This window comes from Flavobacterium sp. LHD-85 (assembly GCF_030929595.1).
Taxonomy (GTDB): domain Bacteria; phylum Bacteroidota; class Bacteroidia; order Flavobacteriales; family Flavobacteriaceae; genus Flavobacterium.
Genome location: NZ_JAVFVR010000006.1, coordinates 100,657 through 121,364, shown reverse-complemented (window position 1 = coordinate 121,364; position 20,708 = coordinate 100,657). Strand labels below are relative to the sequence as shown.

Below are 20,708 nucleotides of genomic sequence, written 5' to 3'. Positions count from 1 at the left end.
TTAGTTTTTATTCCATTCAGCTTCTCATTTTTAATCTTTGTCGATTCACTAGCGATCCTTCGACTTCGCTCAGGAAGACAAAATAAAATCTGTTTTAATCTGCAAAATCTGCGTGAAACAAAAAATTATATCTGTTTAATCTGCACGCAGGAAACATTTTCCATTTTAATCTGTTTTCCTATTTTTTTAAGTAATCCAGTTTTAAAATCTCTTTTAAAAACTACAACATTTCCAGTTTGCACATTCGATGCAACTAAAAATTTTCCGCTTTCATCTATGGCAAAAATTCGCGGATGTTTTCCTAAAGTAGATTGGTAACCAATATTTTGCAGAAACCCGTTTTCGGCAATAGAGAAAATAGCGATATTATTTTCCTTTCCTCGATTGGTGGCGTACAGGAATTTTCCGTCAGGAGAAATATGAATGTCAGAACTTTCAAAACCTTCTATTATTTTATCTGGATGCGTTGCAATGCGCTGAATTTTATTCAAAACACCATTTTCAAAATTGTAAACGCTTATTTGTCCTGCCATTTCTTCAATGCAATATCCCCATTTTTGATTTGGGTGAAAAGTAAAATGTCTTGGTCCGGCTTCTAAATCTGTTTTTGTAAATGGATTTTTTGTTTCCACTAGAGGCTTTTTCAGATTTTCATCAAATGCATAACAGCGTATTTTATCGGCACCCAAATCAGGTAAAAACAAATAATCGTACTGAGGAGAAAATACCGCCGAATGTACATGAGATTTGGTTTGTCTTTCTTTATTTACGCTTCCATCTGTATATTGAAAATTCTGCGCAATAGAATCAATCCTACCATTTTCTAGAATTGGATAAACCGAAACACTGCCTTCCGTATAATTGGCATTGGCAAGCCATTTCCCGTTTTTATGAACAGAAACATAAACTGGATTTTCGCCACCGCTTCGCTGACTATTTAAAAAAGTTAATGTTTTTGCCGATGTATTAAATTCGAAACTGCTCACGCTTCCTGCATTTGGAGTTTTGGTGTCTGTGCAGGCATAAACATATTTTCCGTTTGGAGAAATCGTTAAATACGACGGATTCACAATATTCTTAACCGAAGTAAATTTGGTCAACTTCCCGCTCAAGGTATCCAATTGATAAACCTGAATAGCTTCTGCCGTTTTATCACGATTGTAAGATCCTAAAAAGACATAGGTGTTTTGAGAAGATAGGTTTATCGTTAATAGAAATGCAATTGCAAAATAGTATATTTTTTGTTTCATTTTTTGGTTTCAGGTTTCACGTTTCAAGTGTTGTGCTCATTGTCACGCTGAGCGAAGTCGAAGCTCAAGTGCCAATTGGAACGCCCTTCGACTTCGCTCAGGGTGACATTGCAATTAGCAATTAATTATTAATAATTAGCGAATATTGCGCCACCATTGTTTAAATTTTTGTTTATCATTTTTCAATTCAACAACTTCGCCGATCATTGGAGTAATTAAAGAAATCGGGTTTTCAGACAAACTATTCAATTCGGTTACTTTTTTCAAAGGTTCGTCCCAAGCATGAAGCGATAAAGAGAATTTGGAAGAATGCACTGGAAATACTCTTTTTGCTTTTAAGTCTTTCATGGCTTTTATGACATCTTCGGGCATATTGTGAATGTATTTCCATTTCTCATTGTATTGGCCATTATCGAGCAAAGCAATATCAAATGGGCCATATTTTTCGCCAATTGCGGCAAAGTGCGAATCATAACCGCTGTCTCCGCCCAAATACATTTTAAAATCTTTAGTTTCTAGAATAAAAGAGGTCCAAAGCGTATTGCATCTTTTAAAACCTCTGCCAGAAAAATGACGAGAAGGAGCTGTATGAATCGTTAGATTTTCATCTAATTCAATTTTAGAATACCAATCTTTTTCGATAATCTTTTCAGATGGAAATCCCCAGAATTCCAAGTGCGAACCCACGCCAAGAGCCGTGATTATTTTTTTAGTTTTAGGTTTTAATTTTAAAACTGTTTCGTAATCCAAATGATCGTAATGATCGTGCGTAATCAATAAATAGTCAATTTCTGGAAGATCTTCAACCGTGTAAATATCCGATCCTTTAAACGATTTTGTTGTGCCAGGAATAGGGGAGGCGTTACCGCTGAAAACAGGGTCAATTAAAAATCGTTTTCCTTCCAGCTGAATAAAATAAGACGAATGCCCAAACCAAACTAAAATATCTTGGTCTAAGGCCAGTTCCTTTAAATTGGTTTTTACAGATGGAATCAAATCGGTTGGAATTTTTCGATCTACTTTTTTGAAGAAAAACTCAAATAGAACTCCGGCCATAGTTTCTCCTTCGGCAAGGTCGGGTGTAAAAGATTGATTTTCGAATTTTCCGTTTTTATATTGAAGCGAATTTTGAATCAAAGTTAATCTTTCGCCAGAAGGAGCTTTTCCGAATTTTGGATGCTGTAGAAACATGTAAATTGCAAAAGCAATCAGAAATAATAGAATTAGGAATGTAATCATTTATTTTGAGGATATAAATTTTGGGTATATTCGATTGAAAGTAAAATTATCTTTTTTAAGATTTCAATATCAATATCTGCGAGTTTTTTAATGTAAATGCAAGCTTTAGAAGAAGTATGTTTTCCTAATTTGGATAAAAGAGCTTCTCTTTTTTCTTCTGGCAAATAAAAGTAAACGGTCATTGCAGTTTTTCTTGGCGAAAATCCAGCTAATGGAGCATCGCCTTCATGTCCGCTGTCATATTTATAATGATAACTTCCAAAACCAATAATGCTTGGCCCCCACATTTTGGGCTCAAAACCTGTTATTTCTTGTATTATTTTAAGAAGCTCAAAAGCATCGTTTCTTTTAACTTCATTATCAACAGCGTTAATAAAATCAGTAACGCTATTTTGAGTTTCTGTGGTTTTATTTTTTGCCATTTTAGTTTACTTTTTCTTTAATAAATTGCTTTTTAAAAGAATGTTTTTGATTTTAAATTCAGTCGCATAAAACAAATTAGCATCTTCTGGCATCTGATTTTCCAATACAATCAAACTTACATCACTTTTTGGGAAATACAAATTTACGCCAGAAAAACCATCTCCTAATCCTGTATGTCCAAGATATTTAACTGATTCTTCTTCTACAATTCGAATTCCGTATCCATAAGGCTGTTTTTCTTTTCCGAAGAAATTATGCTGCGATAAAATGGTGTTTTTAGTTAATAATTGATACGATTCTGGTTTTAATATTTTTCCTTTGTGAAGATTATTGTTCCAAATAGCAAGATCAGAAACGGTTGAAATAATGCCGTCTGCGCCTAAAGTTTCATTCGTGATTTGTCTTGAGGTATCGGGTTCCAACTGATTTTTTACATTATAGTAACCTGTTGCTAGATTTTGTTCTTTATCTTTTGAATAACAAAAAGTATGATTCATTTTTAATTTCTTAAAAAGTGATTCAGCAACCTGCGTATAACTTTTTTTAGAGCTGAATTCGACAATTTTTGCAATTAGATTAAAACTTAGATTTCCGTATTTAAAATCGGTTCCAGGTTTAAAAACTAACGGTTTTTGTAAATCTATAATTCCGTGAGAATGGTTTAAAAGTTGATGAACCGTTACAGAATCTGCCCAAGTTTGAGTTAATTCAGGAAGGTATTTTTTGATTGGTGCATTCAAATCTACTTTTCCTTTTTCGACTTCCAATAAAAGTAAAACAGCAGCAATTAATTTACTGTTGGACATGATTTCAAATTGGGTATCCATTTTTAAAGGTGTTCTAGTTTCGTAGTTCGAAAAACCAACAGCTTTAGAATAAAGCGCTTTCCCATTTTTAGAAATTAAAACTACGCCAGTAAATTTTGGGTTTGAGTTTTGTATTATACTATCAATACTTTTTTTGTAATCTTCTTTTTTCTGAGCCGATGAATTGCAAGAAGCAAAGATTAAAACTAATAGTAAAGAGATTTTATTGATGAAGTTCATTTGTTTTTAATGGTGAATTGTTAATTATAAATTATGAAATGTTGTGAATGCGTTTAGCGGTTATTTATAGATTTAGTTTTTGAATTAATAATTTGCAATTAACAATTCACAATTAAATTAAAACATTCCGTTTTCATTGATAGAGTCTTTTGGAACGGGTTGGCCTAAATCCCAGAGTTCTACAATTTTGTCTTCTTTGAATTTGAGAATATGCACTACTGCAAAACCAATGTCCGAAGGCGTTTGTTTAAGATGAGAATGTACAGCAACCAAGTTTCCGTCTTCTAAAGCATGATGTATTTTAAAAGCTTTATTCGGATTTGTTCTGGCAGATTCTTCCATGGCAAGCATTAAAGTGTCTGCATCACCTTTGAAATAAGCATTGTGATGTTTGAAATTTTTTCCGACATACAATCGAAAACCTTCGTGAGGATGCCCTTTTGCTGCCAATTTCAAGAAGTTTTTAGCGATTTCTTTCTTAGTCATGATTCAAGATTTAAAAACAAACTAAGTTATGAAATTAAGTGCTACAAATTTTGCAGAAAAGGATTGCAATTTTATAAAATTAAATGGCTTCCGATTTTATTTTGCTAATATCTACGCCAAGTTTGGTAAACTCTTTTTCGCCTAATTCAGTAATATAAAAATGCTTTTCTGCGGGATTATTTTTGGCAATCCATTTTTTGTCGGCAAAAGTTTCAAGAAGAAGTTCACCCAATTTACCTCCAATATGCGCATAGCATTTTTTGGCTGGTTTTATTGTGGCTTTATCGTTCATTTGTTTCCTTTTTTATGGCAATTCTAGAAGCCAAATAAGCCATCGGAATGTAAGCGAAAATTAAATCGACGAAACCAAACCAAATTGGCGAAGGAAGTGTAAACATGGTTACAATACCGCCAAATAAAAAGAAAGCTCCAATTCCAAAAGCCAATTTTGTTTTATGATGAATTGCAGTTAGAGCTGTAGTCAATGCGCCAGCAAAAGTTCCTAAAGCGTGGGCTAAAAATGGAAAAAGAAAATGCTTTGGCTCAAATAAATGCATTGTTGCTTTTAAGCCTTCAGTAGTAGTAACGTCTGCACCATTTGGTGCCGGAATTATAGAGCCACTAATTAAAATGATACTCATATTGACAATGCTTCCGATAACAAGACCTGCAATTACGGCCAAAGTATTTCTTAAAAATGGATTCATAGCTTTCGTTTTTTATTACTATAACGAAAGTAAGAAAATTATTCTTTTGATGATAATGCTCTTTCTGTTTCTATTTGAGGTTTTCCAGTTGCATTAGGCTGCCCTTTTCCAGTTTCGATTAGTTTTTTCAAACTGTTCTCGATATAATTGCTCCAGCCAGCTTTGCAAACGTCAAAACATTCGTATTCTGGCACCAAACCAACGTGCGTAAAAATGAGTTTGGTTTTATTATCTTCTTTCGAAATATCAAAAATTGCTGTTGTATTAGTCCATTCCGTATCGTCTTTGGTAAAACTGAAATAATTTTCTTCAATCAGCCAGACAATTTTCTGATTCGGAATGACTTCAATCAATTTTATTTTGCAGCGGTGAACGTCTTCATAATGGTATTTAAATTCGTCACCTTCGTTTGCTGTTTTTCCTTCAATTTCTTCAGACCACCAGCCGCGAACATTTTGTATGGCTTTAAAAACTTCTTCTGGTGATTGGTTGACAATTATTGTTGTGGTAAAATCGTGAGTGTTCATAATGAATTGATTTTTAAATTAGTAAAGTAAAGTTACAATCTAAAAATCAATTGATTAAGGTGTTCTAGAGACAAATTTAAGGGGTATTTCGGACAGAAAAAATTTTAGACATTTTCGGTTAATAAAACAATACTTATTATGATTCCGAAAAAAACAGTAATGCTTAGTAGACCTATTAATGTAACTCTCCATCCGCCGAAAGTTTGACCGCCATTTTGAATATGATTTTGAATGTTCTGTTCTTGAAATTTTTTCAAGAAATAAGAGGCCACAACCGAATAAAGCACTGGGAAGATAATACTCGGAAAGTTATCGGGAATGATAAAAATAAGCCCAATAATTGCAATCATTGATAGAGTTGTAATAATCCATGTATTTTTTGCTTTTTCAAAGTCATTAAACGCTTTAAAATTTTCTGCAATGCAATAACCCGCAACCAAAGGACCGGCAAAAAATGTTCCTATTCTTATAGCTTTTTCTGAATATATTTTTTCTGTTGGAATTTCTTCAAAAACCGATTTTTCTATTGTATCGTCTTGTATCATTTGAGGTTAGTTTATTTTTAGGGATTATTTTATGACCTTAATTTTTTCAGGAATTTGACTAATTAGTTCAAAATGTTTTGCCATTACATTTTCGAGTTCTAAAGTTCCGCCCAGAATAATCATTTCTTTTTTGGTAAAACGTTTTCCAAGTCGGTCTTCGAGCATTATTTTTTCCATGCTTTGGGCAATTTCAATTTCGTTAAGAAAATCATTTGGATGACCAGCTGTACAAATTACAAGACCATACGGAATGGTTTTCATTTTTCTCGAAGTCTCATTTTGTCCGTAAGCATATCCAACCGAATAAACACGATCGAACCAGCCTTTTAGTTTTGCAGGACAATCGCTCCACCAAACGGGATAAAGGAAAATAATACAGTCTGCTTTTTCTATTTTTTCTTGTTCGTTTAAAACATCTTGCGGAATCGGAAGCTGAGTTTTTGCAAAACCTTCACGTTCATATTCTGCTTCAGAAAGATCACTTTCGAAATTGGAAGCGTATAGATCTGAGATTTCGATATTCCAATTTTCCTTAGCCAAAACAGATTTTAATCTTTCCAAAACCTGAAAAGTGTACGATTTTTTGCTGGGATGAGAGTAAACAATTAAAATGTTCATTTTTAGACTTTTTAGATTTATAATCGTTTCAAAGTTTAAATTATTTTTGTACGAAAATACAAATTAAATCGAGATGAAATTATTCTTCTGAAAATTCTAAAATATCACCAGGCTGGCAATCCAAAACTTTGCAGATTGCTTCAAGCGTGCTGAAACGAATGGCTTTTGCTTTTCCTGTTTTTAGAATGGAAAGATTTGATAAAGTTAAATCTACTTTTTCTGAAAGTTCATTTAATGACATTTTTCTCTTTGCCATCATGACATCCAAATTTACTATAATGGGCATAATTTTTCGTTTAAATGGTTAAGTCAATTTCAGATTGAATTTCGATTCCTCTTTTAAAAATCTGTCCTATTACAAACATCACAATTGCCATAAAAATCCAGATGCTATGACCTTCAAGATTCAGAGATTCTAAAGTTGGGAGTTTTACGCCATTTGATGCCAACCAATTATTGAATTTGAATGCCCAAAAAGAAAACAATCCGATTCCGAACGCTAAATACGAAAGATAGGATATAAAACGTCCCATTTCTGCAGTAAAAGGCTGTTCTATATTTAATTTTTTTTCGTGCAGCATTTTTACAATCAGATAAAACATGATTGCTTTTAAGATTGCCACAATGCTTATAAAACATATTTCTTGAATGTAAAAACTAGTACTGTAATTGTATAAATCTAACAGATTAAGAAAACGTGCATTGTATGAATTTATAGTCATTGTATAAATTCCGTTAAAAAGATACATGCCAGCTTCTACACATAATCCAATAAAAATAATCCATGATACAATATTTAGGATTTTTAGAATCTGCGGTGTTCCAATTTTGATTTCCATACTATAAAAGATTAGAAGTTGTGCTGCTAAAATAATAAAAATTTATTGATAAACAATAAATAAATAGGTTTAATCAAAAAAAATGCTTCAACATTTAATTGTTGAAGCATTTTTTTTATGTTATAAATCGTGTTATCGAAGTACTTTCTTTTCGTTTTCGAGCATTTTTTCAATATTAAAATAAATGCCGTCTACATTGTAAACGCCTTTTTCGAAACTTAGATAATCACAATTATCAACAAGTGATTGTCCTTTCGATTCAATTTCAAAAAGATTGAGCAGTATGTATTCGTGATCAACCATTAAGACATGAAAACCAGTTTCGCACTTTTTTCCGTCACCCGAAGAGAGAATGACATTCATAATGCTATGAAATCTAAAAGAAGTAATTTTTGCTGCAGTTTCATCTCCTTTTAAATGGTAAACATAAGCAAGATAGTTGAGCTGTCGTAGGTCAAAAGGGAATTCATTTAAAGAATTACTGGCTAGTTTTATAATTTCGTCATAATCGGAAGCTTCGAGTTTTTCTTTTGCATAATACGTGCGAAGTTTTTCATCTTCTGACGAAGTCCAAAATGCATTGTATTTGGGTTGAAAAACATAGCCTAAATACAAGTGACGGTATTCATCATGCGTTAAAAGAGTATCATTTTTTACCAGTCTTTCCATTAATTTTGGATAAAAGAATTTCGAATTTTTATCGTTGATTTCTTTTTCGATGGCTTTATAATCTGGAGTTGTAAAACCAGTTTCTTGCGAATGTGATTGGATTCCGAAACAAAAGAGGAGCAGAAAGATTAGTTGTTTTAGCATGATTGGTAAGGTTTTAGGTTGATTTTTTGGTCTAACTAAAAATACAAATTATTTTAACACAAAATCTTCTTATAAATATAGATGCGTGAAGAATGGGAGCGGCATCTTTTTATAATGGGTTCACCATAAAAGATACAGCAGACAGCCTGATCCGGAGGGACAAGCAATATAAATTAAACCTTACTTTGCAGATTATTCAATAATCCATTTTCCTTTTTCTTTTGCAATATCAATTAATTTCTGACCGTGTTCTGTCATTAAATTTTGCTGGATCATGCGTTCGGCCCTTTCAATATTAGGTTTGCTCCATTTGCTGGTTTTCGGGTTTCGATGTGAGAAGGTAAGGTAATAGCTTTCTGCATCGCGCTTTTTGCAGAGACTGTCGATCCAGCCAAAACAAAGCGCTTCTTCAGTTGCTTCGACTAAATTAACGCTTTGTGTTTTACTTTTTTTATGATATAAAATAAGCCAAACCGATTTTTCGGTCTGACTATTTTCATGCAGCCAATTGCGCCAATCTTGTCTTGTTTGGGCATAAACGGCTAATTTTCCGTCTTTAGTTTCCATCTTTTTAGTTTTATTTTATAAAAGTAAAAGGAGTTTGTGACAACAGTTTGTCAGTAATAAAATTAAAACTAAAAATCTGGAATTTAAAATATTATGTGATTGGATTAATGTCCAAGCTGTTTTCTTAAATCTAAATTAAGGCTGTATTGTTCTTCGGCAGAAATCATTTTTCGTTGAACTTTGTTGATATCGTTTCCTTCTTCAGTCCATAGAAACGGATAAAAATTGAAAACCTGATCGCCATGTAAGGCAGTAAGGTCTTTTTTCCAGTTTTCCCAACGGCTTCCAGAATAATATTTATCTAAATCGTTATTAAAACAAAATTCTAAAAACTCAGAATAGGTAATATCAAGCTGTTCGTATTCTAGATTATCTGGCGCAAAATAATATACTTTTCCAAGATCGGATCCAAATGCTCCACCATTCAAAATGTAAAAACCGCCCAAAGCATCGTCGGCAATTAAAAAGAAGGAAGGAGTTTCTCCAAACTCTTTAAAAGATTTTCCTTTGTTCCAATCAGGAAGACTTCGGTTAAGTTTGGCACTTCCAGAACCTAGAATTCTGATCCATCCGTTGTCTATTAAAATTCCGCCGGTTTTATATACAATGGCGCCCATTGGCGAACTGGTAGTAACTTGGGTGTGATACAAAGCGTCTTTGGCTTTTTGAGGATCTGCCGGAAGAATTTCTACTTTGTTTTTGGCTGTATTTGTCCATTCTTTTACTAATTTCCATCCAGAATCTGTCTGATCGATAAGTTCGTTTACTGGTTTCATTTTTGTTTGTGAAAAGGTTGTAGAGGTAAAAAAAATAAAGGCGATTAAGGGAAAAAATTTCATTTTTGGTTTTATTGCTTTTTGGTTAATTGGTTATTTTAGTCGAAGAAGAACTCCTTTTCGTTTGACAATGTTTTTATAATCCCATTGAATTTCTATGCTTTTTTGGAGCCAGCGTTTCAAGTCTTCTGCGTTAATTTGATTTGCATTTGTATAACGCATTTCGGCTGCTTTAAACGAACCTTCATTTTGTAGTTTTTCTTCTTCAAAAGATTGTCCGCTCCAGAAAAGCAATCTAACAGAACCTTTTAGTTTACTGTAGCCTACAATCGGATTTCCGTCTAGAAACCAAACAGGATGCGCATGCCAGATTTTATTTTCGGCTTCAGTTAAGTTCTTGTCTATTATGTTACAAAGAAGATCGCAGATTTCTTTATCTTCAGCTATCTGTGAATTATTATAAGTCTGAATTTCCGATTTCATAATAATTGATTTTTAATTAGGTACTGATTTTTGATAAAGTTATAAAAGATCTCAGGATTATTTTTATTGTTCTTCAATTACAGAATTTCCTTTTGATTGGTCACCAGATGTCCACTGCCAAGTTTCATGAAGTCTGATTTTTCCATTTTCTAAAATTTCAGGTTTAGAATGGCAAATTCCAGTCATTAATTCGCCTTTTTCATTTACCTGATGATATCTCATATCAATATTTCCGTTGTTATCTACCAAGCCAATTAAATGACCTTTTATGATTTTTCCACCTGAATATTCTGCGCTTAAAATATTTTCTTCTTGTTTATAAAGAAAAGCGGTTTCATTAGAAGTTTCTCCGTTTTCGCTGTTGGAGATAGGCTTGAAAATTTTGTTGTTGTAATTGATCATTATAAATCCTGTTATGAAGTTGACAAGATAAATAAAAAATCCGATCTGCTACTACAAATCGGATTTTGCTACATTTATTGATTTTATTGTTGCAATTTTTTCATGAACTCGTTTGAAGCCAGTTCTAATGCTTTATAATAATTTCCTTTTTTAAGTTCTGGAACAGAATAAGTGGCAATTATGTTTTGTGTGTCTTCAGTACTTAATTTGTATCTTATAAAATCGACACTTATAACCTGAATTTGTCTTAATTTTTTACTTACGATTATTAAAAGAGTAGGGTCTAATCGCGGGTCTTTTGATAGAAATTTATCGAGTTCCAATGTATATTCTTCCAATGAGTTGAATGGAGAATAAGAAGGAGTTGTGATGACAACAATTTTATAAAGGTATTTTTTTTCGAAACCGTTTAATGTGGTATTCAAAGATTTAAGCTCGACTGGTGTTAATATTTTTTCGAAGTCGTTGACACAGTCTGTTGATCCTGAAAAAGAGCTTTTTAGTTGAGCAGAAAAATCGGTGTCGTTTTTTGTTTGGGCAGATAAAAGAACTGAGGTTAACAGTGCTAGCGTAAAGAATAATTTTTTCATTCTGTGGCATATTAGATTTGGTGCAGCAAAAGTAGCATATTCTTTAATTTTAAACAGATGAAAAATAGAATAGTTTTGATTTGGATTTGAAAAAAATGAGAGTTTTATAAAAATAAAAATCCGATCTGTTTTTCACAAATCGGATTTTAAAGTTTTCTATTGTAATAAAGGCAATAAATGATTCCATTTTAATTCTTTGGCAAAATCTAATGCCGTTTTGCCGTTTTCAGTTTTTGTGTTTCTATCTGCGCCAGATTCCAATAAAACTTCAACGGAAGTCTGATTTCCAGCAATGGTTTCACGATGTAAAAATGTGTATCCCAATTCATCTTGATGCGTTAATTCATCTGGATTGTTTTTTACAAAATCAATAAGACTTTCCTTCATGTTTTTACTCATTGGATGCTCAATTAGATTTTCGGGTTTTTCTTTTTGTTCATTTACAACCAAAATATCATTGAAATCTCCAAAATCTAATCCCCATGCTTCATCATGCGATTCTCTTTCGTCTTCGCTCATTTCAGAACGCATCGCTTGAATTGTAAATGCGCCATAAGTTTGACCATTAATAGCAAACAGCCAGTCACTAATCTGATTTATGGGAATTGCAATTTCGTCTCCGTTATTTACATTGGTAAGCTCGTTAGGATCGTTTACTAAAACCCCGTATATAGTTTCACCATCAAAGTTTACATCGTTAATCCACATATATTCTACGATGGTTTCTCCGTCTATTTCTTGAGTAAAAGCCAGTTTTACGCAAGCAACATCCAATCCTGGAACTATTCGTCTGTATTCCCAAGATAATTCTCTCCAGAAATATTTAAAGGTTTCTTGAGCTTTTTTGTAAGCCTCAATCATTTTTGGATTTTCTCCGTCGGCGTAGAATATTTTTGTTTCTTCCATAACAATGCTTATTTATATTGATTTATAAAAGTAAGCTTTTTAGTACTTTGAAAGAAATGATATTTAGTTGTTTTTTAGAATTATTAATTTTAAAAGCAAGGTTGTATCAGATAAAGTTTTGTGATTTCTCCTTTCAGTCGAAATGACAAAACTATAGGCACAAAAAAATCCGACTTGCTTTCACAAATCGGATTTTATAAATTGAAAAATTATATATAACCGTAAAACGGTATATTTTTACAAGTGAATTACTTCGCCGTAAGCATCAGCTACAGCTTCCATAACAGCCTCGCTCATTGTTGGGTGAGGGTGGATAGATTTAAGGATTTCGTGACCTGTAGTTTCTAGTTTACGAGCAACAACTGCCTCAGCAATCATATCTGTAACACCAGCACCAATCATGTGGCATCCTAACCATTCTCCGTATTTAGCATCGAAGATTACTTTTACGAATCCGTCAGCGTTTCCAGCAGCTTTTGCTTTTCCAGAAGCTGAGAATGGGAATTTACCAATTTTTAATTCGTAACCTTTTTCTTTTGCTTGTTTTTCTGTTAAACCTACAGAAGCGATTTCTGGAGTTGCGTAAGTACAGCCAGGAACGTTTCCGTAATCGATTGGGTCTACGTGTAAACCTTTGATTTTCTCCACACAGTTAATTCCTTCAGCTGAAGCAACGTGAGCTAAAGCTTGACCTGGAGTAACGTCTCCAATTGCGTAGTATCCTGGAATGTTAGTTTCGTTGTAAGCGTTTACTAAGATTTTATCTCTGTCAACCGCGATTCCAACTTCTTCTAATCCGATATTTTCAATGTTTGTTTTGATTCCAACTGCCGAAAGTACGATGTCAGCTTCAAGAGCTTCTTCTCCTTTTGCAGTTTTAACGAAAGCTTTAACTCCAGCTCCTGTAGTGTCAATACGCTCAACAGAAGAGTTAGTCATTACTTTAATTCCTGATTTTTTCAAAGAACGCTCAAATTGTTTTGAGATATCTTCGTCTTCTACAGGAACTACGTTTGGCATAAATTCTACGATAGTAACATCTGTTCCCATTGAGTTGTAGAAGTGAGCGAACTCAACTCCGATTGCTCCAGAACCAACAATGATCATAGATTTTGGTTGCGTTGGCAATGTCATTGCTTGACGGTATCCAATTACTTTTACACCATCTTGAGGTAAGTTTGGCAACTCGCGAGAACGAGCTCCAGTTGCGATGATAATGTGATCAGCGCTATATTCTGTAACTTTATTGTCTTTATCAGTAACGTCAAGTTTTTTTCCTGGTTTTAGTTTTCCAAAACCTTCAATAACGTCAATTTTGTTTTTTTTCATTAAGAATTGAACACCTTTGCTCATTCCTTCAGCAACACCACGGCTGCGTTGAATAACTGCAGGGAAATCTTTATCAAATTCAGAAACTTTCAATCCGTAGTCAGAAGCGTGTTTAAGGTAATCAAAAACCTGAGCAGATTTTAAAAGCGCTTTTGTTGGGATACATCCCCAGTTAAGGCAAACTCCACCTAGATTTTCTTTTTCTACTACAGCAGTTTTAAAGCCTAATTGTGAAGCTCTAATCGCTGTTACATATCCTCCAGGACCACTTCCTAAAACAATAACGTCGTATTTCATTTTTTTTGCTTTTAGTATTAACTATCGAAAATGAAGTTTATATTTCCGAAACTCATCTTTCGATTTCTTCTTTTGTTATTTGTGATTGCGAATTTAAGGATTTATTTTATACGAACACCTGAAATTTTGTTTTTAAAGACACAGATTTTGGTCTTTTCACAGAAACCAAAGTAATTGTGAATTGTAAATTATGAATTATGAATTGATTTTTGTGGTTTTAACGATAAATCTGAAAAATTTAGGTGATTATTGAGTGCCACTCTGAGCGAAGTCGAAGAGCTTTGTGTATGGGCTTCGACTTCGCTCAGCCTGACAGTCGCTGAATCTTTTGGAATAAAATAAGCCACAGATTATATAGGATTAAAAGGATTTTTTCAAATCTGTGTTAATCTGTATAATCTGTGGCTTATATAATTATGAGTTATGAGTTATGAATTTTGAATTAATAATTTACCATTCACAATTCACCATTCACCATTAAATCTTAACGTGTCCCCAGTTTTCTCCGCTGGCAATTCTTCTGATTTGCATTTCGCTTACGCCAAATTGTTTGGCAATCATTTTAAGACGTGTTTTTTGTTCAGGTCTTGCTAGGATTTTCTTGATTAACATCACTTTTGTTGTGGTTAATTTTCGTCCGTCTGCTTTTAGATTGTGTTCAATTAAGTTCTTTTTTGCCTGAATAACGCGTGGACTTTTACGGCTGTGCGCCATCATTTCCTGTTTGGTTGCCCAGCGAAGATTGCGTTCATCATCATTAGCCCTGTTGTAATCTAAGTGCAGCACATAGGTTTGCTCTTCCGATTCCTTTGGAATGAAATATTGGGCAACTAGTTTGTATAAGAAGAGATATTTATTTACGATTTTATCGTCTTTTTTAACCTTAAAGCGAAAAGTTGGATATCCGTCGCTTAAACCTCCTTTAAGAATGCGGCCATTTTCAATTTCATCGGTAAAGCTTATTAATCGACCTCTATTCGAAATGGCGTATCTTAATTGTAATGAGGCATTTATTTCTATTTCTTTGAATTTTTCATCAGGATAAAATCTATTTTGTGGCATTGTCTTTTACATTTGATTTCTATATTCTCAAAGATAAATAATAAACCAAAAATTTCAGCTATCTTACTGATTGTGAAAGGGCAATTTTATGATTTCTATAACGCTAATTTAACGTTTTAAAACGTTTTTGATAGTTTTTAGTCGGATTTTAAATCACAATTTATCAAAAATGCAGTTTTTCTATTTTTTAAATTAATGTGATTTTATAGCTAAATAATTATTAAATTATTGATCTAGCCAGTTTTTGAAGTTGTTGATTTCCTTTTTACTAATGAAAATAGCGTCAGATTCAGCTGCAGGAACCGTCAAAACCAATTCAACTTTCTGATTGGAATGTTTTATAACTTCTTTAATGCTGTCTCGGCTAACGATATATTTTCTGTTTATTTTGAAAAAACGAAACGGATCAAGACTGTTTATAATTTCTGTCAAAGTATTATTGTACAAATAGCTGTTTCCAGATTTTATATGAATAAAAAGATGCTTTCCGGTGGCAGAAAAATAGGTGATTTCGTTTTCATTAATAGAAATCATTTTATAACCGTGATTTACTAAGAAATGGCGCTGTATTTTATTGCTTTCGGGATTTTCTATTGCGACTAAAGATTGAAGCGTAGAATTGCTGTTAAAACGGTCTTTTATTTTTTTGAATTTCTGAAGTGCTTCCAATAATTCTTCTTCTTCAAATGGTTTTAAAAGATAATCTATTGTAAAATGTTTGAAAACCGAAATGGCATAAGAATCGTAAGCGGTTACAAAAATAACGGGGCAGGAGATATCTGCTTTTTCGAAGATTTCGAGACTTTTTCCGTCGCCCAAATGAATGTCCATAAAAGCGAGGTCTACTTTGTTTTCGCTAAAAAATGCTACAGCTTCTTTTACCGATTTTAAAACGCTGATTGCATCAATCGATAAAATGTCCTGCTGCTCTAAAATAGATTTTAGATAGCTGGAAGCAAGATGTTCGTCTTCGACAATAGCAATTTTCATTTTGCAGATATTTATAATGCAAAGATAAATTCAGGAATTCTTATACGCAATAAAGAGCGCATTTTGTTGCATTGATTTTATAAAAAAAGGCCTAGTTGTAAAAACTAGACCTCTTTAAAAAAAAACAATTAGGTAAAATTATAGATTGGGATTGTTTAATCTCGCGTTTGCTGGATAGATAATAGTATAACGCGGATCATTTTGTATTAAAGTGCTTTCGGTGCTCAAGAATTTATGAACGATTTGTTTTTGAGTTGTTCTTCTTAAGTCAAACCAACGGTGACCTTCGACAGCAAATTCTCTATGTCTTTCTTCGTAAATGAAGTTTGTTAAATCTACTGCATTCATAGCATTAACTTCACCTTCTAGCTGTGTGTATCCAGTAGCTGAATATCTGTTTTTAATGAAATTTAAAACTGTTGCTTTTGCATCATTAATATTATCTAATTTCAATAAAGTTTCAGCTTTTGTTAAATATAACTCTGAAGTCCTGAAAGATGATTTTTGATTGTCATTTCCTCCTTTTAGGATTTTGAAACGGCTTCCGCTAGCTGAAAAATAAAGCGGGAAACGTAAATCTGTTGTTTTGTTATACGCAGCAATTAAATCGGCAGAAGCAAATGAAGCTCTTTGAATACCTACTATATATCCATCTTCAAGGGCTAAAATCGATTCTTTTCCGTCAAATTTTGTAGCCAGAACAGGAGTTGCTTTTAAATCAATTAAAGTATTGTTGATTTCTAAAGCTTTGTTGGCAGCATCTAATGATTTTTGCCATTGCTGCTGATACAAATACACACGGCTTTCTAAACTGTATAAAGCTACTTTTGAGAAACGATAGTTTAATCCTGTTGTCTGCTTGCTTATGTTGATTAATTTCTCTGCTTCTTTCGTGTCAGAAATAATTTGATTGTAAATAGCTTCTACACTCTGAGGCACAAAAACTTGTTCCAAATCTATTTCTAGAGCTAATGGAACTCCTTTGTCTGTGCCTGCAGTTGTAGCATTATAAGGCTTTCCGAAAAGGTTAACCAAATCAAAGTTTGCCATTGCTCTCAAAGCATAAGCTTCGCCTAACAGTTGATCTTTTTCCTCAGATGCTTCTACTTTTTTTGAAGCTTCATTTATAACTACATTGGTGTAAAAAATGACATTGTATAAATCTTGATAGTGAAATTCTAATGTGCTTTTATCAGGATTTGCATCTTTCCATAAATAAATATCTTTATAAATAGAAACTTCACTGTTGTCTTCATTCATTATTAATTCGTCTGTACGAACTGTTGATAATGATTTGTGTTCTGGATATGAAGCATAGCCTTTGGTTAGAACTGCACGAAATTCTTCTAGCGATTCTGGAATTACTTTTCCTACTGGAGTAATGTCCAGATAGTCATCGCAGCTGCTAAGGGCAATAGCAGCAACGAATAGTGTTATATATTTTGAGAATTTTTTCATCTTTTTAGTTTTTAGAAAGTAACATTAAGTCCTAAAGTAAATGATCTAGGAACTGGCTGCGCATAAATGTTTCCGTAAGTTTCAGGATCAAAATAACCTTTGTAATCTGAGCTTATCACAAATAAGTTTCTTGCTTCAAGATTTAAACGAATACTTTGAATATTGATGTAATCTGTGAATGTTTTTGGGAATGTATAACCAAAACGAACACTGCTTAATCTCATATAACTCATTTCGCTAACCCAAGTATCTAAGTAGTTATAAGTATTGATTTGATTTGCACCAGAAAACCAGCTGTACGCCATCCATGAATCGCCTGTACCAGAATCTTTACTCGTAATACCTGGTAAATTAGATGAAGTATTGGTTGGTGACCAAGCGTTTAAAATATCAGTTGTATAATTCTGTCCTCTGTCTACTATTGTTCCGTTGTAAGGAGGCGTTTTAGTAACTGTTTGTTTGATATTGAATGACGCTGCAATCGTAAGATCAAAATTACGAACCTTAAATGTGTTTGTAAGACCTCCTGTAAATTTAGGATCTTTGTCTCCTAGGTAAACAAATAGATCTCTAAATTCTGCTGGCGTTAAACTTGACTGAGTAATTTCTCCAGGCAAGAATTCAGCATAAGGGTCAAATAGACCAAAGAAAGTCTGTGCATTTACAGTTTCTCCTTTTTTGTTTACAAATAATGGATAACCGTTTTCGTCGATTCCGTTTGTTTTAAATCCAAAAACAGCGTTTACAGCATGACCTTCTTGGTTTGGCAAATAACTGTTGTCTCTTATTTCTAAACGGTCAATGTTACTTTTGTTATGAGCAAAATTAATTGTAGTATTCCATTTAAAATTAGGACGGTCGATGTTTTTTGTTGCCAAGGCAATTTCATAACCTTTATTACTTACTTGCGCCCAGTTCATATTGGTAAATTCAAAACCATTTTCTAAAGGAAGTGCTTTCATACCAATTAAATCAGTGCTTTTTCTTCCGTAGAAATCAGTTACAATGGTAATACGATTATTAAATACACCAAGATCAAAACCTAAGTTGGTATTTTCTGTTTTTTCCCAACGCAATTTGCTGTTTGGAGGAGTCATTACTTCAATTATAGGTTCTGTCTGTCCTGGTAAAATAGTAGTAGTTTTATTTTCTCCAACTACATAAGGTGAAGTGTTTTTATCAATATTACCTTGTAAACCGTAAGAAGCACGAAGTCTTAAGTTAGAAATTGTTTTGCTGTCTTTTAAGAAATTTTCTTGAGATACCAACCAAGATCCAGATGTTGACCAAAGTGGCAAGTATTTGTATTTTGGGTCTACACCAAATAAGTCAGAACCATCATAACGCACACTTCCGTAGAAGCTATATTTTCTATTATAAGTGTATGCCGCTGTTGCAAAGAATGATGCAAAAGCATTTTCTTTTTCTGTTTTTATGAATGTTTTGTAAATAGCGTCATTAACAGAATTCGAGTTAGGAAAAATAATTTGCTGTGTTGTCAAATTCTTTTCGTCATAACCAAAACCTCTTGTCAAGATAGTAGTGTTTTTATTTCTTCTTAATTCATTACCAACCATTATTTCAATTTCGTGTTTCTCTCCTAAAGTTTTAGAATAGTTCACCATTGTTTTTAAGTTGTACTGAAAAAAGTCTGTGTTTGTATTTTGGATAATACCACCTTCAGGAAGGAAATACTTTTGAACTCCTCCAGAATAATAACTTGTTTTTTCTTTTTGTTTTCTAGTGTAAAAAGTTTCCTTGCCAGCAAATTTTTCGCTAGAAGAATTATCCAGCTGCAAACCTAATTGACTTGATACTTTCAAATCTTTTGTGATTTTATACTCAGCGTCAAGCAATGCTTTTATAGCTCTTGTTTTTAAATCATAAGAAGTATTGTTTCTTTCTTCTAAGAAATTAAAAGGCAATTTAATATCAGAATAAGAAGCAATGTCTGGATCGTATTTATAACTTCCATCTTCATTGTAAGGAGTAAGATATGGGTTTACGTTTCTTGAATAGTTTGCAGGATTTGTAAAACCATCAGTATCTGTTACGTAAGAAGTAGTTTTAGTGTCTGAACCAAAAATACCTACACCCACTTTAAATTTATCAGTAATATCATAGCTGTTTTTTAAAGTTAAATTGTAACGTTTAAGACCTGTTCCAATTGTTGTTCCTTTTTCGTCATAATATCCTAAAGAGAAATAGTAGTCAGATCTTTCACCACCTCCAGACAAACTTAATCCGTGTTGTGTGTTGATTGCATTTTGGTATAATAAATTACCCCAATTTGTATTGATGCCTCTTAGGTTATTGATTGACTGTTGTGTTTGCGGACTCAAAGAAGAGAATCCACCGGCTCTGTATGCATCTAATTCATTCGCTCCATTTAGGATACGAGCAACATCACCACCGGTGTCTCTGTAAGTCAAATCTGCACGGCTCGCCATATTAAGTTCAAGATCAACTTTCTGATTAGAGTTCATTAAGTTTAATTTTGAAAATTCTGGTCTTTGAGTAATAAAAGTATTGGTGTTGAAGCTAACGGTCATTTTACCGCTTCTCCCTTTTTTAGTCGTAACAACGATTACTCCGTTTGCAGCGCGTGCACCATAAATAGCTGTAGCCGCAGCATCTTTTAAAATGGTAATATCTTTAATGTCATCTGGATTTAAACCAGCAATAGAGTAGTTGCTTAATAAATCGATATTCTCTTTATCGTAATTTTTTGGAACATCATTGTTTTCCAACGGAAGTCCGTCTAAAACCCATAAAGGATCTTGTGTTCCATTTAAAGAAGCAGTACCTCTAATTCTGATTTTGGCTGCAGCTCCTGGCGCTCCTGATGGAGTAGTAACAGCAACTCCGGCAACTTGTCCAATTAATAATTGGTCAATGCTTGCAACACCCGTCTGCTGAATTGAAGTCATATCTACTTTTGTAATAGCAGATGTCAGCTTTCTTTTTTCAATTTTCTGATAACCTGTTATAAGAACCTCTTGAAGTTTTGCTGTTTCAGAGTTTAAGGCAATAGTATAATCTTTTTGAGCAGATAATTCAAGAGTATACGATTTATATCCCATGAAAGTAACTCTCAAAGTAGTAACGTTTTTTGCGATTTTCAAGCTGAATTTACCGTCAAAATCTGAGGTAGTTCCAATTGCTTCACTATGGATAATACCTGCCATAGCGGTTTTGTTTGATATCGAATTATTCTCAACGAAGATCGATGCGCCAGGAATTGGCGATGAATCTGCTGCATCTTGAATGATCCCCGTGATGGTTCGGGTTTCCTGCGAGTATCCTGCGATTGCCAGGAACAAGAGTAAGGTTTGTAAAATTTTTGTCATGTTTT

The 20,708-nt window shown here is 33.3% G+C and carries 24 protein-coding genes; all 24 read right to left on the bottom strand.

Annotated features, from left to right (window positions below; all coding sequences use genetic code 11):
• Positions 1-125: 125 nt before the first annotated feature.
• The 24 genes from RB618_RS12230 to RB618_RS12115 all read right to left on the bottom strand — a co-directional run bounded on the left by RB618_RS12230 (position 126) and on the right by RB618_RS12115 (position 20,703).
• Positions 126-1,250, bottom strand: a complete 1,125-nt coding sequence (locus RB618_RS12230) for a lactonase family protein (RefSeq protein ID WP_308068975.1) — start codon at positions 1,248-1,250, stop codon at positions 126-128.
• A 135-nt stretch (positions 1,251-1,385) separates the two neighbouring features.
• Positions 1,386-2,489: an MBL fold metallo-hydrolase gene (locus RB618_RS12225; RefSeq protein WP_308068974.1), complete on the bottom strand. Its 1,104-nt coding sequence runs from the start codon at positions 2,487-2,489 to the stop codon at positions 1,386-1,388.
• Positions 2,486-2,911 (bottom strand): DUF1801 domain-containing protein, encoded by a 426-nt coding sequence (locus RB618_RS12220; RefSeq protein ID WP_308068973.1) that lies wholly within the window; start codon positions 2,909-2,911, stop codon positions 2,486-2,488. Before RB618_RS12220 ends, RB618_RS12225 begins: the two co-directional genes overlap by 4 nt.
• Positions 2,912-2,917: 6 nt before the next feature.
• The gene (locus RB618_RS12215) at positions 2,918-3,958 is read right to left on the bottom strand and encodes a serine hydrolase domain-containing protein (protein ID WP_308068972.1); all 1,041 of its coding nucleotides are present in this window, start codon (positions 3,956-3,958) and stop codon (positions 2,918-2,920) included.
• A 117-nt stretch (positions 3,959-4,075) separates the two neighbouring features.
• Positions 4,076-4,444 carry a nuclear transport factor 2 family protein gene (locus RB618_RS12210; RefSeq protein ID WP_308068971.1) on the bottom strand — a complete coding sequence of 123 codons (369 nt, stop codon included), beginning with the start codon at positions 4,442-4,444 and terminating at the stop codon, positions 4,076-4,078.
• A 79-nt stretch (positions 4,445-4,523) separates the two neighbouring features.
• Positions 4,524-4,736: an ArsR family transcriptional regulator gene (locus tag RB618_RS12205; protein WP_308068970.1), complete on the bottom strand. Its 213-nt coding sequence runs from the start codon at positions 4,734-4,736 to the stop codon at positions 4,524-4,526.
• Positions 4,726-5,151 (bottom strand): hypothetical protein, encoded by a 426-nt coding sequence (locus RB618_RS12200; protein WP_308068969.1) that lies wholly within the window; start codon positions 5,149-5,151, stop codon positions 4,726-4,728. The genes RB618_RS12205 and RB618_RS12200 overlap by 11 nt, the downstream gene beginning before the upstream one ends.
• A gap of 38 nt (positions 5,152-5,189) precedes the next feature.
• On the bottom strand, positions 5,190-5,678 hold the full coding sequence (locus RB618_RS12195) for an SRPBCC domain-containing protein (protein WP_308068968.1): 489 nt from the start codon (positions 5,676-5,678) through the stop codon (positions 5,190-5,192).
• Between the two features lie 104 nt (positions 5,679-5,782).
• Positions 5,783-6,223: a hypothetical protein gene (locus RB618_RS12190; protein WP_308068967.1), complete on the bottom strand. Its 441-nt coding sequence runs from the start codon at positions 6,221-6,223 to the stop codon at positions 5,783-5,785.
• Positions 6,224-6,247: 24 nt separating this feature from the next.
• Positions 6,248-6,841 (bottom strand): NAD(P)H-dependent oxidoreductase, encoded by a 594-nt coding sequence (locus RB618_RS12185; protein WP_308068966.1) that lies wholly within the window; start codon positions 6,839-6,841, stop codon positions 6,248-6,250.
• 79 nt (positions 6,842-6,920) lie between these two features.
• The gene (locus tag RB618_RS12180) at positions 6,921-7,127 is read right to left on the bottom strand and encodes a helix-turn-helix transcriptional regulator (RefSeq protein WP_057116634.1); all 207 of its coding nucleotides are present in this window, start codon (positions 7,125-7,127) and stop codon (positions 6,921-6,923) included.
• A 10-nt stretch (positions 7,128-7,137) separates the two neighbouring features.
• Positions 7,138-7,680: a DUF2975 domain-containing protein gene (locus RB618_RS12175; protein WP_308068965.1), complete on the bottom strand. Its 543-nt coding sequence runs from the start codon at positions 7,678-7,680 to the stop codon at positions 7,138-7,140.
• 132 nt (positions 7,681-7,812) lie between these two features.
• Positions 7,813-8,493: a DUF4919 domain-containing protein gene (locus RB618_RS12170; RefSeq protein ID WP_308068964.1), complete on the bottom strand. Its 681-nt coding sequence runs from the start codon at positions 8,491-8,493 to the stop codon at positions 7,813-7,815.
• Positions 8,494-8,685: 192 nt separating this feature from the next.
• Positions 8,686-9,060 (bottom strand): hypothetical protein, encoded by a 375-nt coding sequence (locus RB618_RS12165; RefSeq protein ID WP_308068963.1) that lies wholly within the window; start codon positions 9,058-9,060, stop codon positions 8,686-8,688.
• A 104-nt stretch (positions 9,061-9,164) separates the two neighbouring features.
• Complete coding sequence (locus tag RB618_RS12160; RefSeq protein WP_308068962.1) at positions 9,165-9,836, bottom strand: DUF2625 domain-containing protein; 672 nt, start codon at positions 9,834-9,836, stop codon at positions 9,165-9,167.
• Between the two features lie 93 nt (positions 9,837-9,929).
• Complete coding sequence (locus RB618_RS12155; protein ID WP_308068961.1) at positions 9,930-10,319, bottom strand: DUF1801 domain-containing protein; 390 nt, start codon at positions 10,317-10,319, stop codon at positions 9,930-9,932.
• A gap of 63 nt (positions 10,320-10,382) precedes the next feature.
• Complete coding sequence (locus tag RB618_RS12150) at positions 10,383-10,721, bottom strand: n-acetylglutamate synthase (RefSeq protein ID WP_308068960.1); 339 nt, start codon at positions 10,719-10,721, stop codon at positions 10,383-10,385.
• 83 nt (positions 10,722-10,804) lie between these two features.
• A complete protein-coding gene (locus RB618_RS12145) occupies positions 10,805-11,311 on the bottom strand; it encodes a TPM domain-containing protein (protein ID WP_308068959.1) in 507 nt (168 codons plus the stop codon).
• A gap of 156 nt (positions 11,312-11,467) precedes the next feature.
• Positions 11,468-12,217, bottom strand: coding sequence for a DUF2314 domain-containing protein (locus tag RB618_RS12140; protein ID WP_308068958.1), 750 nt, complete (start codon positions 12,215-12,217; stop codon positions 11,468-11,470).
• A gap of 237 nt (positions 12,218-12,454) precedes the next feature.
• On the bottom strand, positions 12,455-13,843 hold the full coding sequence (gene lpdA / locus RB618_RS12135; protein ID WP_308068957.1) for a dihydrolipoyl dehydrogenase: 1,389 nt from the start codon (positions 13,841-13,843) through the stop codon (positions 12,455-12,457).
• Between the two features lie 477 nt (positions 13,844-14,320).
• Positions 14,321-14,905: an NUMOD4 domain-containing protein gene (locus RB618_RS12130; protein WP_308068956.1), complete on the bottom strand. Its 585-nt coding sequence runs from the start codon at positions 14,903-14,905 to the stop codon at positions 14,321-14,323.
• 225 nt (positions 14,906-15,130) lie between these two features.
• Complete coding sequence (locus RB618_RS12125; protein WP_308068955.1) at positions 15,131-15,895, bottom strand: LytTR family DNA-binding domain-containing protein; 765 nt, start codon at positions 15,893-15,895, stop codon at positions 15,131-15,133.
• Between the two features lie 138 nt (positions 15,896-16,033).
• Positions 16,034-17,353: a RagB/SusD family nutrient uptake outer membrane protein gene (locus RB618_RS12120; protein WP_308068954.1), complete on the bottom strand. Its 1,320-nt coding sequence runs from the start codon at positions 17,351-17,353 to the stop codon at positions 16,034-16,036.
• Between the two features lie 11 nt (positions 17,354-17,364).
• Positions 17,365-20,703, bottom strand: coding sequence for a SusC/RagA family TonB-linked outer membrane protein (locus RB618_RS12115; protein WP_308068953.1), 3,339 nt, complete (start codon positions 20,701-20,703; stop codon positions 17,365-17,367).
• Positions 20,704-20,708: the final 5 nt, after the last annotated feature.